Origin of the sequence: Thalassotalea agarivorans, assembly GCF_030295955.1 — a bacterium.
GTDB classification, from domain to species: domain Bacteria; phylum Pseudomonadota; class Gammaproteobacteria; order Enterobacterales; family Alteromonadaceae; genus Thalassotalea_D; species Thalassotalea_D agarivorans.
In genome coordinates this window covers 2,806,935-2,822,186 of record NZ_AP027363.1, presented here as the reverse complement: position 1 = coordinate 2,822,186, position 15,252 = coordinate 2,806,935, and the positions used below count along the sequence as shown (strand labels likewise).

At 42.8% G+C, this 15,252-nt stretch carries 12 protein-coding genes; 6 read left to right on the top strand and 6 right to left on the bottom strand.

Translation table 11 applies throughout. The features are described from left to right. Window positions 1-137: 137 nt before the first annotated feature. The 5 genes from nagK (at window position 138) to QUD85_RS12835 (ending at window position 5,060) form a co-directional block, all read left to right on the top strand. Window positions 138-1,025, top strand: a complete 888-nt coding sequence (nagK, locus tag QUD85_RS12855) for an N-acetylglucosamine kinase (RefSeq protein ID WP_093332150.1) — start codon at window positions 138-140, stop codon at window positions 1,023-1,025. Window positions 1,026-1,042: 17 nt separating this feature from the next. Then, window positions 1,043-2,041: a glucosamine-6-phosphate deaminase NagB-II gene (gene nagB-II / locus QUD85_RS12850; RefSeq protein ID WP_093332148.1), complete on the top strand. Its 999-nt coding sequence runs from the start codon at window positions 1,043-1,045 to the stop codon at window positions 2,039-2,041. A gap of 2 nt (window positions 2,042-2,043) precedes the next feature. Further along, window positions 2,044-3,180, top strand: a complete 1,137-nt coding sequence (nagA, locus tag QUD85_RS12845; protein WP_093332146.1) for an N-acetylglucosamine-6-phosphate deacetylase — start codon at window positions 2,044-2,046, stop codon at window positions 3,178-3,180. 41 nt (window positions 3,181-3,221) lie between these two features. Next, the gene (gene nagP / locus QUD85_RS12840) at window positions 3,222-4,520 is read left to right on the top strand and encodes an N-acetylglucosamine MFS transporter NagP (protein WP_093332143.1); all 1,299 of its coding nucleotides are present in this window, start codon (window positions 3,222-3,224) and stop codon (window positions 4,518-4,520) included. Between the two features lie 321 nt (window positions 4,521-4,841). Then, complete coding sequence (locus QUD85_RS12835) at window positions 4,842-5,060, top strand: TIGR02922 family protein (protein ID WP_093332141.1); 219 nt, start codon at window positions 4,842-4,844, stop codon at window positions 5,058-5,060. A gap of 657 nt (window positions 5,061-5,717) precedes the next feature. Here QUD85_RS12835 and QUD85_RS12830 read toward each other — a convergent pair. Continuing rightward, window positions 5,718-6,971 carry a multifunctional CCA addition/repair protein gene (locus tag QUD85_RS12830; protein WP_245732152.1) on the bottom strand — a complete coding sequence of 418 codons (1,254 nt, stop codon included), beginning with the start codon at window positions 6,969-6,971 and terminating at the stop codon, window positions 5,718-5,720. A gap of 114 nt (window positions 6,972-7,085) precedes the next feature. Between QUD85_RS12830 and QUD85_RS12825 the strand changes: the two genes are divergently transcribed. Continuing rightward, window positions 7,086-8,630, top strand: coding sequence for an AAA family ATPase (locus QUD85_RS12825; protein WP_093332133.1), 1,545 nt, complete (start codon window positions 7,086-7,088; stop codon window positions 8,628-8,630). 83 nt (window positions 8,631-8,713) lie between these two features. Here the strand turns inward: QUD85_RS12825 and leuD are convergent, their stop codons facing one another. The 5 genes from leuD to QUD85_RS12800 all read right to left on the bottom strand — a co-directional run bounded on the left by leuD (window position 8,714) and on the right by QUD85_RS12800 (window position 15,210). After that, the gene (leuD, locus tag QUD85_RS12820) at window positions 8,714-9,313 is read right to left on the bottom strand and encodes a 3-isopropylmalate dehydratase small subunit (protein ID WP_093332131.1); all 600 of its coding nucleotides are present in this window, start codon (window positions 9,311-9,313) and stop codon (window positions 8,714-8,716) included. A 10-nt stretch (window positions 9,314-9,323) separates the two neighbouring features. Further along, window positions 9,324-10,730 carry a 3-isopropylmalate dehydratase large subunit gene (gene leuC / locus QUD85_RS12815; RefSeq protein WP_245732151.1) on the bottom strand — a complete coding sequence of 469 codons (1,407 nt, stop codon included), beginning with the start codon at window positions 10,728-10,730 and terminating at the stop codon, window positions 9,324-9,326. Further along, on the bottom strand, window positions 10,730-11,821 hold the full coding sequence (gene leuB / locus QUD85_RS12810) for a 3-isopropylmalate dehydrogenase (protein WP_093332128.1): 1,092 nt from the start codon (window positions 11,819-11,821) through the stop codon (window positions 10,730-10,732). The genes leuC and leuB overlap by 1 nt, the downstream gene beginning before the upstream one ends. Window positions 11,822-11,841: 20 nt before the next feature. After that, window positions 11,842-13,398: a 2-isopropylmalate synthase gene (gene leuA / locus QUD85_RS12805; protein WP_093332126.1), complete on the bottom strand. Its 1,557-nt coding sequence runs from the start codon at window positions 13,396-13,398 to the stop codon at window positions 11,842-11,844. A gap of 291 nt (window positions 13,399-13,689) precedes the next feature. Then, window positions 13,690-15,210, bottom strand: coding sequence for a capsule assembly Wzi family protein (locus QUD85_RS12800; RefSeq protein ID WP_093332123.1), 1,521 nt, complete (start codon window positions 15,208-15,210; stop codon window positions 13,690-13,692). Between the last annotated feature and the right edge of the window lie 42 nt (window positions 15,211-15,252).

The window sequence follows — 15,252 nt, the reverse complement described above, 5'->3', positions numbered from 1 at the left end:
ATAGACTTGATAATTTGTTAAAGAATGTAATAAAAAATAAATGACAACGCTGTCATTTTTGGTACACTAAAGCTATGAATGACAACGTTGTCAAATGGCTAAAGGTGACGACAGCGTCACGGTTTAACGGGTTGAACATGAATTCAAGCAACAATGAACTAATCCTAGGTATTGATGGTGGCGGCAGTAAATGCAAAGCCGTCCTCATGCGAGGGGAAAATATTCTAGGAGAGGGTATTGCCGGCCCAGGCAATCCTTTGCATGGTTTTGAGCAAGCGACGACCAATATTGTTAAGTCGGCAAAGCTTGCACTTCAGGCTGCCAATATTGACGAAAGTGAACTGAGCAATATTGTTGCTGGCATTGGCCTAGCCGGCGTAAATCTACCTGTTTTATTCGATCAGATAGAGCATTGGCAACATCCATTTAAAGATATGTATTTAGCGACTGATTTATTAGTGGCTTGCCTAGGTGCGCATCAGGGACATGATGGTGCAGTTATGATAACAGGCACGGGCTCTTGCGGTTTTTCTTACATTGATGGAAAAGCACATATGTTGGGCGCGCACGGTTTCCCTCATGGCGATAAAGGTAGTGGTGCTTGGTTTGGTTTACAAGCCGTTGAACAGGCACTTGAAGCAACTGATGGTTTAGTACAAGAGACCGCATTAACCCCAAAACTCTTTGATCTTTTGAAAATAAAAGACGCTACCGAACTAGTAGAAGCGGTTGCTAAAAAACCAGCAACCTTCTTTGCTCAATTGGCAAACCTGGTATTTGACGCAGCCGAAGAGGGCGATCAAATAGCGTTATCTATCGTCGATGAAGGCTCGCAATACATCAACAAGCTGGCCGAAAGTTTACTTAAGGATAAGCCCCCACGTCTATCCCTGATCGGTGGATTAACGCCAAGGATTAAACCTTGGTTAGCAAATAATATCCAAGCCGTTCTAGAGGAACCACTACAACCACCTGAAATAGGTTCGGTTATCTACGCTAGACAACAATTGGCGTTGAACAATTAATAATTAGGTATTAAACAATGACTCAAACAATCATGGAAAAAGAAGCGATGGAGACACCTAGTGTCATCGCGAAACAGCTTAGTGACAATCATGCTTTGGCGATCTCTTTAGGTAATACCTTAAGAACAATAGATCCTAAAATGGTGATGATCATTGGACGAGGAAGTTCAGATCACGCAGGTGTATTTGGTAAGTACTTAATTGAAGTAGAAGCTGGCGTACCGACGTTTGCTGCTGCACCATCTGTGGCGAGCGTATATGGAAAATCACTTAAGTTGAAAGATGCGCTAGTTATTGTTATTTCTCAATCTGGCAGAAGCCCAGATATTTTAGCGCAAGCAGAGATGGCTAAAAAAGCCGGTGCGTATTGTGTTGCTTTAGTTAACGACGAGTCAGCACCACTTAAAGATATTGTGGATGTTGTTTTACCTTTAAAAGCTGGCGCAGAAATTTCAGTCGCGGCAACAAAAAGTTATTTAGCTACGCTATCAGCCTTACTTCAAATGACCGCTCATTGGACGGAAAATGAAGAACTTATTAAGGCGTTAGATACATTACCTGCTGCACTGCAAACCATGATTGATGCACAGCCACAATTAACGCCTAATTCTATAGAAAACGTGAAGAACATGGTCGTGCTTGGCCGCGGCTTAGGTTATGCTGTTTCTAAAGAAATGGCGCTTAAGCTTAAAGAAGTTAGTAGTATCCATGCCGAAGCTTTTTCAAGTGCAGAGTTCTTACATGGGCCTGTAACACTTGTAGAGCAGGGTTTAGCGATTCTAAACTGTTTTGTAAATGATGAAAGTGCGCAGTCTCATCAAGAACAAATTGACGAAGTTGCTAGTCGTGGTGCAGAGCTTGTTCATATGAAGCAGGTAGATAATGATATTCATCCGCGTTTTGCGCCGCTTGCAGTGTTGCAACGCTTTTATTTGGACGTTGCAAAAGTAGCCGTAGACAGAGGCTTTAACCCAGATGAACCTAAAGGCCTGAAAAAGGTAACACGGACTTTATAAAGATGACGATTACTCGGATTTTAACCAAACGCCTATTTGATGGTCAGCATTTTTTTGATGATCATGTACTCGTTATTGCCGATGGCAAGATAGTTGCAATCGATCGCGATACGTCGAATACAGATAGTGTGTTACCAGGGATAGTTGTGCCGGGTTATATCGATTTACAGGTCAATGGTGGTGGCGGTGTTTTGTTTAATGCTTCTCCCTCGCTAGACGGAATCAAAGCCATCATGACCGCTCATAGTAAGTATGGCACCACAGCCATGCTGCCAACCTTGATCACCGATCAGATTGAGGTTATGGAAAAAGCCGCGGATGCGATAGCCGAGGCAATTTCACAAAACGTCCCGGGTATTATTGGTGTTCATTTTGAAGGGCCACATTTAAGTGTTGCTAAAAAAGGCGCACATAGTGAAGAATTTATTCGCCCAATAAGTGAACGCGAGTGGGCAGTGTTGTCTCGAAAAGACTTAGGTCAAATCCTGGTGACATTAGCGCCTGAAAATGTGGCACCTGATGATATAGAAAAAATGGTGTCTTTAGGCATTAAGGTTTGTTTGGGTCATACTAACGCAACATATGAAATAGCAAACAAAGCCTTGCAAGCAGGCGCTGATGGTTTCACTCATCTATTTAATGCAATGTCACCGCTACAAGGCAGAGAGCCTGGTGTCGTAGGCGCTGCATTGTTGTACGATAATACCAGTTGTGGCCTTATCGTTGATGGACATCACGTCGATTATACCAGTTGCCAAGTGGCGCTCAACGCAAAACCAAGTGGCAAGCTATTTCTCGTCACAGATGCTATGCCGCCAGTTGGAACGGATGATGACAAATTCGACTTCTTTGATAGACAAGTCTTCCTTGAAGATGGCAAATTAACATCCACTACTGGAGAACTTGCGGGTTCTGCGCTTGATATGGCAACGGCCGTAAAGAATACACAAAACCATTTGAATGTACCGCTAGATGAAGCGATACGTATGGCGAGCTTGTATCCAGCGCAATATATCAATAAAGATCCCTTGTTGGGCACGCTAGTTAAAGGTGCACAGGCAGATTTTGCCGTGCTTAATGATGACTTAACCGTTGCGCAAACATGGATTGCAGGCAAACAAGTTTTTAATCAACAATAACAATAATCAGATTGGCACAGCCAATACTATGTGAGGAAAGTATGGAATCAACTGTACAGCAGCAAAGTAAATCTAGCTGGATCCCAATGGCGATCGTAGCAGGCTTATTTTTTATCTTAGGATTTGCGACTTGGATTAACGGCAGTTTAATGCCGTATCTCAAGCAAATTTTACAACTTACGCCTTTTCAAGCGTCACTTATTTTATTCTCTTTTTATATTGCTGTTACCTTCACTGCGATTCCATCTTCATGGGTAATTCGCAAAGTCGGATACAAAAATGGTATGGCGCTAGGTATGGCTGGCATGATGTTGGCTGGTTTGATGTTTATACCGGCAGCGAAGACGCAGATCTTTCCTCTGTTTTTGTTGGCACAATTAGTGATGGGTGCGGGTCAAACACTGTTGCAAACCTCTGTTAACCCCTACGTTGTGCGCATAGGTCCAGAAGAATCAGCTGCTGCACGTATAAGTATCATGGGTATCCTTAACAAAACGGCGGGTGTTGTTGCACCGATTGTTTTTGCTGCATTAATTTCGAGCGGTTTCTCAGATACTGTTGGTCAAGAACTTTCTCAAACCCAAATTGACGATATGGCCAATAGCTTGGTATTCCCATATCTAGGTATGGCATTGTTTATTGGATTTTTAGCTTTGCTGGTCAAAAAATCACCGTTGCCAGAATTAGATAGTGAAGACGATGAAGAAGGTCAAGAAAGCGGCCGAATTAAAGATGTATTGGCTAAACCAAACTTAGCTTTAGGTGTAGTTGCACTGTTTGTCTATGTTGCCGTTGAAGTTATTGCCGGCGATACAATAGGTACTTACGCCTTGTCGTTAGGTGTAGAAAATTACGCTGTGATGACCTCATATACCATGGTATGCATGGTGTTAGGTTATACTCTAGGTATTATCTTAATCCCACGTTATATCTCGCAGCCAACTGCTTTAATGGTTTCAGCCGTACTAGGTGTGATTTTAACTTTCTTAGTAGCCTTTGGTAGCAATGATTCGTTTGTTATCTCTAACGCATTACTGGTGCCATTTGGTGGTGCCCAATTACCAGATACCTTAATGTTTATTGCTTTTCTGGGCTTAGCTAACGCTATTGTTTGGCCTGCTGTTTGGCCACTTGCGTTATCTGGATTAGGGAAACTAACTAGTACAGGTTCTGCCTTATTGATTATGGGCATAGCAGGTGGAGCATTTGGTCCGTTGTTTTGGGGCTTGGCGTCAGGTACTAGTATTGGACAACAGGGTGCCTACTTAGTAATGCTACCGTGTTATATCTTCATTCTATTTTATGCCGTCAAAGGTCATAAAATGACTTCTTGGAAATAATTGTTGAGGGTTGTTTACCCTCAACGTCACCAAATCCCCCTTGTTTTTTAAGTGGCATTTCATCATGTGATGAAACTTAATAGACCTTAGCGATAGTTGGTCACCTCGGCAAATGCCGAGGTTTTTTTTATGCTCAAATACTAAATTTTTCGTATAAACTGCAGGTTTTATCTAGGCTCCAGCTAAATTGCGGTCTGTAAGGTGCTGAAAGGGATAGAAAATTGTCTTGCAATCGTCATTTATCGCCCTAAAATGAAACCCTTAGCCGTAGAATGACAGGAAGTTATTCCTAACAATTATAAGAAGTATGTCGGAGTAGTCATGGACAATGCAAAGCGCACCGTAACCATTTTATTTTACAAAGATGGTTCTCTCGAAATTAATCAACATATCGGTCAATATCCACAAGAATCAGATGGCCGAGTTCAGATCCCAGAATCTTTTAAAATAGGTAAGTCAATTATTGCGGTAGTAGACGGCGAAGTCGAAGTACTGAATAAAGTTGGCGACCGAGTAGCCGCGATAGAGTGGGTAGCTTAAGTATCAAAAAAGGCCGTTAAACGGCCTTTTTTATTTTTTAGGTGCTTATGCATCAATGCTATGTATCGCTGCCCTTTGGGGAGTTAGGATACTGATTTGCTCCTTGATGATTGGCACGCTTTCTTACTCGATGAACAGAATCTAAGGCTAGTCTTAAGATTAACTAGTTGGGGTTCGATGATAGCTAAACCTATTTGAATTGCTAGCTTTGCTGCTTTTTGAAATATTTAGTTATAAAACTCCAAACTCCATTAATAATCAAGCAAATTAGAACAAAGACTAAAACATCTAGAATTAGCTTAGGTAGATTAAACTCATCCACAAACGGGTTGTAAGACGAAATAAAAAAATGAGTGACTAGTAAATGTACTGCTATCGCTAACAAGATAACTACCAATGTTTTCATGTTTGCGCCCCTTACAATGCTTTAATACAAGATATTTATGTTGGATTTTTTGCTAGCTGGTGCTTAGATCTGGCTTCTTTGCAAAAGCATTCTGTGCCAGCGGAAAAGGGATCTCAGTGCAATTAACACACACTTTAGATAAAAATAATTAAAAGAATCTACTTCTTTCCTTAAAAATGGCATATAACCAACCTCTATTTAGTCCTTTAAACAGGTATGACTTACGACAATAGTGGTGTCTGTATTAATTGTCAAACGGCCTTTTTTATTTCGTCAATTGCAGCAATCCTGTTTTCAATAATTGCCTGCTTTATTTGGGCTCCTTGCAAGCCTCGTTCGACAAAATGGCGAGCGCTAATCGAACTGCATGCTTTAGCACATTGCATTAAGTAATCGGCTTGCGGGTATGGACTTTGCTCACTACCGGTGCGGCCTGTAAAGTCCGCTTGGCAACTGATTACAAAGGCATCTAACATATCTGGATTACGCCAAATATCTAAGGCATTAAAAACTTTTAAAATGGTTACAGGTTTCAGCTCAAATGCCCGATGCGCATGTAAATGAAACTCACTGACTAATCTAGCAAGTTTTCTATAGTCGTTGGGTATTCTTAAACGCTCACAAACGTTGTCTATCAGTGCTATACCGGCCTTTTCATGTCCTCGATGCGAAGGCCACTCATTTTCTGGCGTAAGCCCTTTACCAACGTCATGCATTAGCGTGGCAAATCTAATTTTAGTGTCCTTGGTATATATCACCGCTTGCTTAAGCACCATCAGGGTATGAACGCCGGAGTCTATTTCTGGGTGCCACTGCGCCGGATTAGGTATTCCCCAAAGCTTATCCAATTCTGGTAAAAGTGCTGCCAAGGCGCCGCAGGCGCGCAGCACTTCGATAAATATTTCGGGATTGGGTTCAGCTAAAGCTCGCACCATTTCTTGCCATACTCTCTCGCCTGACAAAGTGTTTAGCTCGCCTGATTGAGATAGTTGTGTCATTAATGACAGTGTTTCTTCTGCAACGACAAAACCATATTGGTGGTATCTAGCAGCAAAACGTGCGACACGAAGCACACGTAACGGGTCTTCAACAAAAGCAGGTGATACGTGCCTTAAAAGTCGATTATCTAGATCGGCTTGCCCATCGTATGGATCTAGCAAACTACCGTCTTTTGCTATTGCCATCGCATTAATTGTAAGGTCTCGCCTCAATAGATCTTGCTCGAGTGTAACGTCCGGCTCAGCATAGCAAGTAAAGCCTGCATAGCCCTGTCCGGCCTTTTTTTCAGTGCGAGCCAACGCATATTCGTCTTTTGATTCCGGATGAAGGAAGACAGGAAAATCCTTACCAACTTGGGTAAAGCCCAACGACAGCATGCGCTCAACGTCTGCGCCAACGACCAAGTAATCTTTATCTTTTACTGGATGACCCAATAGTGAGTCACGCACAGCACCGCCCACCAAATAGGTATCTAAATCAGAGATTTGTAGTTGAGTTTGTTTCAAGCTGTTAAAGTTTTTACGGCAATTGTTTTCACAGTGTATCATAGCTTTGACATCAGCAATTGAACAGGTTAGTTTTTACAGCATCGCCGTAAAGGCTTTTTTAATGAATTAGGCATGTATCTCAATTATTTTGGATTTTCTCAGGCGCCATTTTCAATAGCGCCCAACCCTGCATTTTTGTTTCTTAGCGACAGGCATAAAGAAGCACTACAACACTTGTCTCATGGTTTAGGCGAAAGTGGTGGCTTTGTATTGCTCACTGGCGAAGTAGGGACAGGGAAAACAACCATTAGTCGCTATGTATTAGAGCGTGTACCAGAGAATACTGAAGTTGCTTACATACTTAATCCAACGCTATCGAGCCATGAATTGTTAGCGACAATATGTGACCAGTTGAAGATTCGTTACAGAAAAACCGATCCGTCATTAAAAACCCTGACAGATAAGATTCTTAAAAAATTAACGCAAAATCATCAGGAAAATAAAAACACCCTGTTGATTATTGATGAAGCGCAGCATTTGCAGGCTGAAGTATTAGAGCAGTTGCGACTACTCACTAACTTAGAAACGAATACACAAAAGCTGATGCAAATTGTGTTAATCGGCCAACCTGAGCTGAAAACGCTCCTTCACCGAAGAGATTTGAGACAGCTTGCGCAGCGCATTACAGCACGTTATCACTTGATGCCATTGACCAAAAAGGAAGTGTTTCAGTATATCGCCCACCGCCTAGAGGTTGCCGGTTCTGAACCACACCTGTTTAGTAAATCTGCAATTAGCCGTATATATCAGAAAAGTGGCGGTATTCCTCGGTTGATTAATTTACTCGCCGACAAAGCGTTATTACACAGTTATCTAGAAAAAGTGGATAGTGTAAGTAAAAAAACGGTCGACCAAGTTGCCCGCGAAGTGCTCGTTTTTGATACGCAAGATAAGCCGAAATCGCCCAGTATGGATTTTAAACCATTGATATACGGTGGCGCGTTTTCTTTTGTTTGTGCAGCAGCCGGTTTTATCACGTTTCATTTTTATCAGCAGTCAGCGCAGGAGCAATATACTGCGATAACACAACAAACCAAAGAACAGCAGCAACAAGCGGATTTAATCACAGCGATCAACCAATTAAGTGACAACGTTGAACAGCAACAAAAAGCATTAGATGCATCGATTAGCGCGCAACAGCAAGCCGCTCAGCAACAAGCAGAGCAACAGCCTTTAATCTTGGGTGAAACCTCTGGCTATACTGATTTGGGAGACTACGCGTCGACTGCACCTGACAACGCATCTCAAACATTCACAGTTGAAGCCGTCGATGGCGTGTCTGACGAGATGATGACGTTGTTTCAAAATGCCATGGAAGAAACCGACAATGGCAATGAAGAGAGTGATGAGGTTGCAGTGTCAGAGCTGTCTAACGAAAGCGATGTAACGCCGCTTTCTCAAATGCCTACTCATGTGCAAGAGGCTGTGCCATCATTAGCCTTTGAAATGCATATGTACGCAACGCAAGGCGAGGGTTGGGTTCGAGTTAATGGTCGCGACAAATACGAAGGCAGTTTAATTGCGCCAAACGTTGTTCTTGAGGAAATCCATCCGCAACATGTTGTCCTATCAATGGATGGCTATGTATTTTCGCTACCAGCACTAACCAGCTGGTAACCCTTTTGTAAGGTAGAAATTCAAAAGCATTAATGCAGCGGTGTTGTATTGAAGCAATAAAAAAGGAGCCTAAGCTCCTTTTTTTATTTTAACCAAGCAGGTCTGGTTGTTTCATACGCCTTAATTTTATCTAATTTTGTAAGGGTCCAACCGACGCTATCTATACCTTCTACGAGACAATATTTATGGAATTTGTCTAATTCGAAGCTAAAACTTACATCGCCAGCTTTCACATACTGCGCTTCTAAATTAACTTCTAGTGATAGTTCGGCGTTATTGGCAGCGGCAAACAATTGATTAATTTGCTCATCGGCCAGTTTTATAGGTAAAACACCAATGTTAATGCAGTTGCCATAGAATATATCGGCAAAACTCGGCGCGATAATGACTTTAAAACCGTACTCTTGCAATGCCCATGGCGCGTGTTCTCTACTAGAGCCGCATCCGAAGTTCTCACGAGCCAATAAGATAGAGGCTGATTTATATTTAGGTTGGTTAATAATAAAATCTGGATTTTCTTGTTTGCCTTCGTGATCTAAATACCGCCAATCATGAAACAAGTGCTGGCCAAAACCAACGCGCTCAGTTTTTTGCAAAAACTGCTTTGGAATAATTTGGTCTGTGTCGACGTTAGCAGCATCTAATGGCACGACTAAACCGTGATGTGTAGTAAACTTTTCCATTGTTCTCTCCTTAACCGTTAACGTCTACAAAATGCCCTGCAATCGCTGCAGCAGCTGCCATTTCAGGACTCACTAAGTGGGTACGACTGCCGCGCCCTTGTCGTCCTTCAAAGTTACGATTACTTGTAGATGCACAACGATCGCCTTCCGCTAAAATGTCATCGTTCATACCTAAGCACATTGAACAGCCAGGTAAGCGCCATTGAAAGCCTGCCTCAGTAAATATATCTGCTAACCCTTCTTGCTCGGCTTGTTCTTTCACGCGATAAGAACCTGGCACAACGATCGCCTCAACAGAGCTTGCAACTTTTTTGCCGCGAGCAATTGCCGCCGCTGCGCGCAAATCTTCGATACGAGAATTCGTACATGAACCGATAAAGACTTTGTTAACTGATATATCTGTTATTTTTGTGCCTGGCGCTAAATCCATATATTTCAAAGCATTGACACAAGACTCTTTTTCAACTGGATCGCTAAAATCTTCCGGTGCGGGCACTGCGCCATCGACAGAAACCACTTGCCCTGGGTTTGTGCCCCATGTCACTTGTGCTTTGATGTCTTCACCTTTTAGCGTAACAACGGCGTCAAATGCGGCACCATCGTCTGTTTTAAGGCTACGCCAATCTTCTACAGCCATTTGCCACAGATCATCTTTTGGCGCGTATTCACGACCTTTTAAATATTCAAAGGTTGTCTCATCTGGCGCGATAAGGCCTGCTTTCGCGCCAAATTCGATACTCATGTTACAAATGGTCATACGTTCTTCCATCGATAATTTTTTGATGGCGTCACCGCAGTATTCCACTACGTAGCCAGTGGCACCGGCGCTGCCGGTTTTACCGATGATGGCTAGAATAATATCTTTCGCACTAATGCCAACGCCAACATCACCTGTGATTTCGATTTTCATCGATTTTGCTTTATTTTGGCGAAGTGTTTGTGTTGCAAAAACATGTTCTACTTCTGATGTGCCTATGCCAAACGCTAATGCACCAAACGCACCATGCGTTGCAGTATGAGAGTCACCACAAACAATCACAGTGCCTGGTAAGGTTAAACCTAATTCTGGCCCCATAACATGCACTATGCCTTGGTTTTTGTGGCCCATACCAAACAGCTCAATATCGAACGCTTTGCAGTTTTTCTCTAGTGTTCTTAGCTGGTTGGCAGCACCTTCACCTGCAGCATGGATTTCAATTGAACGCGTCGAAATGTTGTGATCCATTGTTGCTGTCGTGCGCTGTGGATGTCTCAATGGACGATCGTGAAAACGCAAGTTAGCGAAAGCTTGTGGCGATGTCACTTCGTGAATTAAGTGGCGATCTACGTAAATAAGTGGCGTTTCTCCGGGCGTTTCATCGACAATATGTCGTTGCCATAACTTGTCATATAATGTGATTGCTTGAGAAGTCATCATTAGGCTTCCTTGATAAATTGACAGATAACATCGCCCATTTCGGCGGTTGTTTTTGCTTGCTCCGCTTGATCTGCTGATAGCAAATCTCGGGTAAAGTAGTTTGCGTCAAATGCTTTGGCAACTGCACGCTCAATTGCATTTGCGGCTTCTGTTTGATTGAGGCTATGACGCAGCATTAGCGCCGCTGACAAAATTTGGGCAACCGGGTTGGCAATGCCTTTACCAGCTATATCTGGTGCGCTGCCACCTGCCGGTTCATACATACCAAAGCCTTGTTCATTTAAGCTCGCTGAAGGCAATAACCCCATAGAGCCTGTGATCATGGCGCAGATATCAGACAAAATATCACCAAACAAGTTTGAACATAACATCACATCAAATTGTGCTGGATTGCGCACCAGTTGCATTGCCGCATTGTCGACATACATATGTTCAAGCGCTACATCTGGATATTCACCAGCAATTTCATTAACGACTTCACGCCAAAGTACAGAAGTTTGAAGGACGTTTGCTTTATCGATAGAGGTAACTTTTTTATTGCGTTTTTGCGCTGCTTCAAACGCTAAACGGGTAATGCGTGTAATTTCAGCGCGACTATAAATCATGGTGTCGTAGCCAGCTTCTTCTGGTGTGCCAGGATTATGTCTTCCTTTTGGTTCGCCAAAGTAAATACCACCAGTTAATTCACGCATGACAAGAATGTCGAAGCCTTGGTCTGAGATATCGCTTCTCAATGGTGATAGATGCGACATCGCATCTTGCAAGCTAGCAGGGCGCATATTACAAAACAGACCAAAGTGACCTCTAAGGCCTAACAAAGAGGCTCGTTCAGGTTGCTCGGTTGGCGGCAATGATTCCCATTTTGGACCACCTACCGAACCAAACAAGATAGCATCCGCGTGTTCACAACCTTCGATGGTTGAGCGCGGAAGTGCTTCACCGTGATTATCGATAGCGCAACCACCTACATCATAGCGATGCATGGATAGTGGAAATTTGTATTTTTCTGCGACGGTCTCCAATACACGTTCGGCTTGGGCCATTACTTCAGGGCCGATACCGTCACCCGCTAGTATTGCAATTTTTGACATTTGATTTATTAATCCTTCTATTAAGCTTGTTTTTTATCTTGTGCAGCTTGCTTTAGCTGTGAAATAGTGATTGCACGACGTATGCTATTTAACGCATGTATAAGTGCTTGCCCAGATGCTTCAATTACATCTGTAGCTAGACCATAACCGTGGAAATTTCTGCCATTCCAAGCGACGACAAGGTCAGCTTGGCCTAAACCATCTTCACCACTTCCTTTGTTAGAAATTTTGTAGTCGGCTATCTCGAATTCGATATCAACGGCTTGTTTGATTGCTCGATAAAGTGCATCAACTGGGCCATTACCCGTTGCAGACTCGATAACATCGTCTTGCCCTTTACAGAATTTGATACTTGCAGTAGCAAACTCGCCACTACCACACTGCACATTTTGCGCCTTAAGTTGGTAGTAATCATCGGCTTCTTGTTGCTGCTTATTAAATAAAATCGCCTCTAGATCATCATCAAAGACTTGCCCTTTTTTATCTGCAAGCGCTAAAAAGTCTGCGTACAAATCGTCCAACACATAGTCGGTGTCTTTGTAACCTAAAGTCTCCATTCTGTGTTTAATCACGTGGCGGCCTGAGCGAGACGTTAGGTTAAGCTTGGTTTTGCTTATACCAACACTTTCCGGCGTCATAATTTCGTAGGTATTGCTGGCTTTCAACATACCGTCTTGGTGAATACCAGAAGAGTGGCTAAAGGCGTTGCCACCGACAATTGCTTTGTTCGGCTGAACAGGCATATTACATAGCGTGCTCACCATCTTTGACGTGCGGGCGATTTCATGGTGATTAATATTGGTGTGCACATTTAATAAAGACTCGCGCGTTTTCATAATCATGGCAACTTCCTCTAAAGAGCAGTTACCTGCGCGCTCACCGATACCATTCACTGTGCATTCAATTTGTCTTGCACCGGCTTGCACCGCAGCCATCGAGTTTGCTACCGCCAACCCTAAATCATTGTGACAATGAACAGAAATAACGGCTTTATCAATGTTTGGTACACGATTAAATAACTGTTCAATAATGCCTTGGAATTCAAACGGCAGTGTATAGCCAACGGTATCAGGAATATTGACTGTGGTTGCACCGGCATCGATAGCTTTTTCAACCATGCGGCATAAGTTGTCTATTGGCGTTCTACCAGCATCTTCACAAGAAAATTCTACATCATCAGTAAACTGCCTAGCGTACTTAACCGCATGTACAGCCATTGCTTCAACATCAGTAAACTCCTTCTTTAACTTGTGTTGTACATGAACATCAGAGGTTGAAATAAAGGTATGAATACGAAATTGGTCAGCTGGTTTTAATGCATCTGCACAGGCTTTAATATCAGCTTCTACGGCTCGAGCTAATGCACAGACACGGCTATTTTTAACCGTTTGCGCGATTTTTTGGACCGATTCAAAATCTCCAGGTGAAGACACCGGAAAGCCTACTTCCATGATGTCCACGCCAAGACGTTCAATCGCTTGCGCTATTTGTAATTTTTCATTGACGGATAAACTCGCATTTAAGGCCTGCTCACCATCTCTTAATGTTGTATCAAATATAATTACCTGATTGTCCATGACTTATTCCTTTAGATTCAATGCTGCACCAATTTACAGGTATAAAAAAACCCGCGTATTTAGCGCGGGTTTCTGGAATGTGTTCTAATTAAAAAAGCAAACAACGACCTAACCGCGCGATAATGTCGCGAGGAGGAGGTTTAGTAATAAGGTTTGCTTCGTAGTATTCATCGATATCTCTCTATCTAACTGACTTATTTTTACCGCAGTTACGGGTAGGTTGCAACAACAAATTTTTATGCAGATATAATTAATAATTATTAGCTAGGCATATAGCATTATATCGACTCGCTAAAAATTGTATTGCCAACTTCCGTAAACATTGGCGTCTGTATCGCTTTGAACACCATCATCACGTTGCGTAATAGAAACACCAAGCATCACTTGGCTATCGAGCATATTAAAACTCACTTGATTGTCAAACTGCCATAACTCTTGGGCAACTTTTGATAGCGTATTACCCAGCCAAGGCTGTGATTTGTATTTATCGCTATTATCTTTGTTTAGTTCGATGTAGCGGAGTTTGCTTTGCCAATGGTTAGCCCACGAAAGTGGAGCAAGCACAGTAAGCACAACGCTGGTCGCATCATTATCATATTGGCCGCCAATGCTTCTGCGATGGTACCTGTAGCCGCTCTCGTATATATTATGCTCGTAATAACAATTGCCTAAAACGCCACCACGTCCACCGCAATCAACGGCAAAGGTATCTGTATATTCAAGGTTAAATAGCCAAGGTGTATTGTTTACAAATGGTCTAATTTCAATACCGAAAAGATGGCCCTTATCTGTCACGCCAAAATTAGGTGATTTGTCTTCGCCAATAGTTTGATAATAGAGCGCATATGGTAGCTCAAACAGAGTATCAGACCATCGAACGTCATACCCCGCCAACTGGTTACCGAACTGTGTATCTTGACCTGGCGGACAGGGGTCAATATTGACCGCACAATCTTCCTTACCTAATATAATATCAAAGAAGTCCGAAACGCCGCTTGGTTGGCCTTCGCCACCCCATTGAGCGACCCACGAAATACCAAGTTCTAGTCCTGTAAATGGTCGAAGCGTCCCTCGGTTTTGAAAGAGTAATGCGTCCGGTACAAAGCGTTGCTGCTCAAGTTTAGACATGGTTGCGGTGTAGGTCCATGGGCCTATCCAACTTAGCCATGGGGTCTCAAATGCCGAAGAATCATTGCGGCTTACGGTTATGCCAGGCATAGGACGCGCATTGTTGGATAACACTAAACTGGTATCTAAACCTGGGCCATACCATTGAGAAACACTGCCGGCAGACAGCAACCAATTTCCAAGCGTCATGGCAACGTAACTATAATCAACATTAATCGTGTTTTGATCGCTATAATTTGTTGCATCATCGATAGCGGGCAGGGCATTTAGTGATAACTTGCCAAAAAATCGCTCACCATTGTACTGTGCACTTGCCGTCAATTTGGCTTTGTCACGCACTTCATCACCAAAACCTGTGAAAAAACGTTCGTTTTTGCTTGCTTGCAATCGCACGTTTAACTGCATTGTCTTTTGCTGGGCTTGATATGCCGCCAATACATAATTCAATGCATATTGTTGTGACGCTGATAAATTCGACGATTGGGCTTTATTTAGATCTCCAGCGATCGAGGCCCATTTTAGTGGATAAGTCGAAGTAGGCGCTGATAATATCCCTGTATCAGCAAGCAGTTGTATATGATGTCTAAGCGTAAGGTTGTCGGTATCAATCCATTTTGCCGCGTTCGAAAACGCGGAGTATAACAATGCAGCGCTTAATACTATGCTGGCTTTGGAAAAAAGCATCGCTAAATCCTTGTTGTTCTTTTTAATGACTTCGTAGTGTAT

Bases quoted from the DNA above. Each gene is read 5' to 3' on its own strand.
- nagK (WP_093332150.1), top strand. From the start codon at position 138: ATGAATTCAAGCAACAATGAACTAATCCTAGGTATTGATGGTGGCGGC.
- nagB-II (WP_093332148.1), top strand. From the start codon at position 1,043: ATGACTCAAACAATCATGGAAAAAGAAGCGATGGAGACACCTAGTGTC.
- nagA (WP_093332146.1), top strand. From the start codon at position 2,044: ATGACGATTACTCGGATTTTAACCAAACGCCTATTTGATGGTCAGCAT.
- nagP (WP_093332143.1), top strand. From the start codon at position 3,222: ATGGAATCAACTGTACAGCAGCAAAGTAAATCTAGCTGGATCCCAATG.
- QUD85_RS12835 (WP_093332141.1), top strand. From the start codon at position 4,842: ATGGACAATGCAAAGCGCACCGTAACCATTTTATTTTACAAAGATGGT.
- QUD85_RS12825 (WP_093332133.1), top strand. From the start codon at position 7,086: ATGTATCTCAATTATTTTGGATTTTCTCAGGCGCCATTTTCAATAGCG.
- leuD (WP_093332131.1), bottom strand. From the start codon at position 9,313: ATGGAAAAGTTTACTACACATCACGGTTTAGTCGTGCCATTAGATGCT.
- leuC (WP_245732151.1), bottom strand. From the start codon at position 10,730: ATGATGACTTCTCAAGCAATCACATTATATGACAAGTTATGGCAACGA.
- leuB (WP_093332128.1), bottom strand. From the start codon at position 11,821: ATGTCAAAAATTGCAATACTAGCGGGTGACGGTATCGGCCCTGAAGTA.
- leuA (WP_093332126.1), bottom strand. From the start codon at position 13,398: ATGGACAATCAGGTAATTATATTTGATACAACATTAAGAGATGGTGAG.
- QUD85_RS12800 (WP_093332123.1), bottom strand. From the start codon at position 15,210: ATGCTTTTTTCCAAAGCCAGCATAGTATTAAGCGCTGCATTGTTATAC.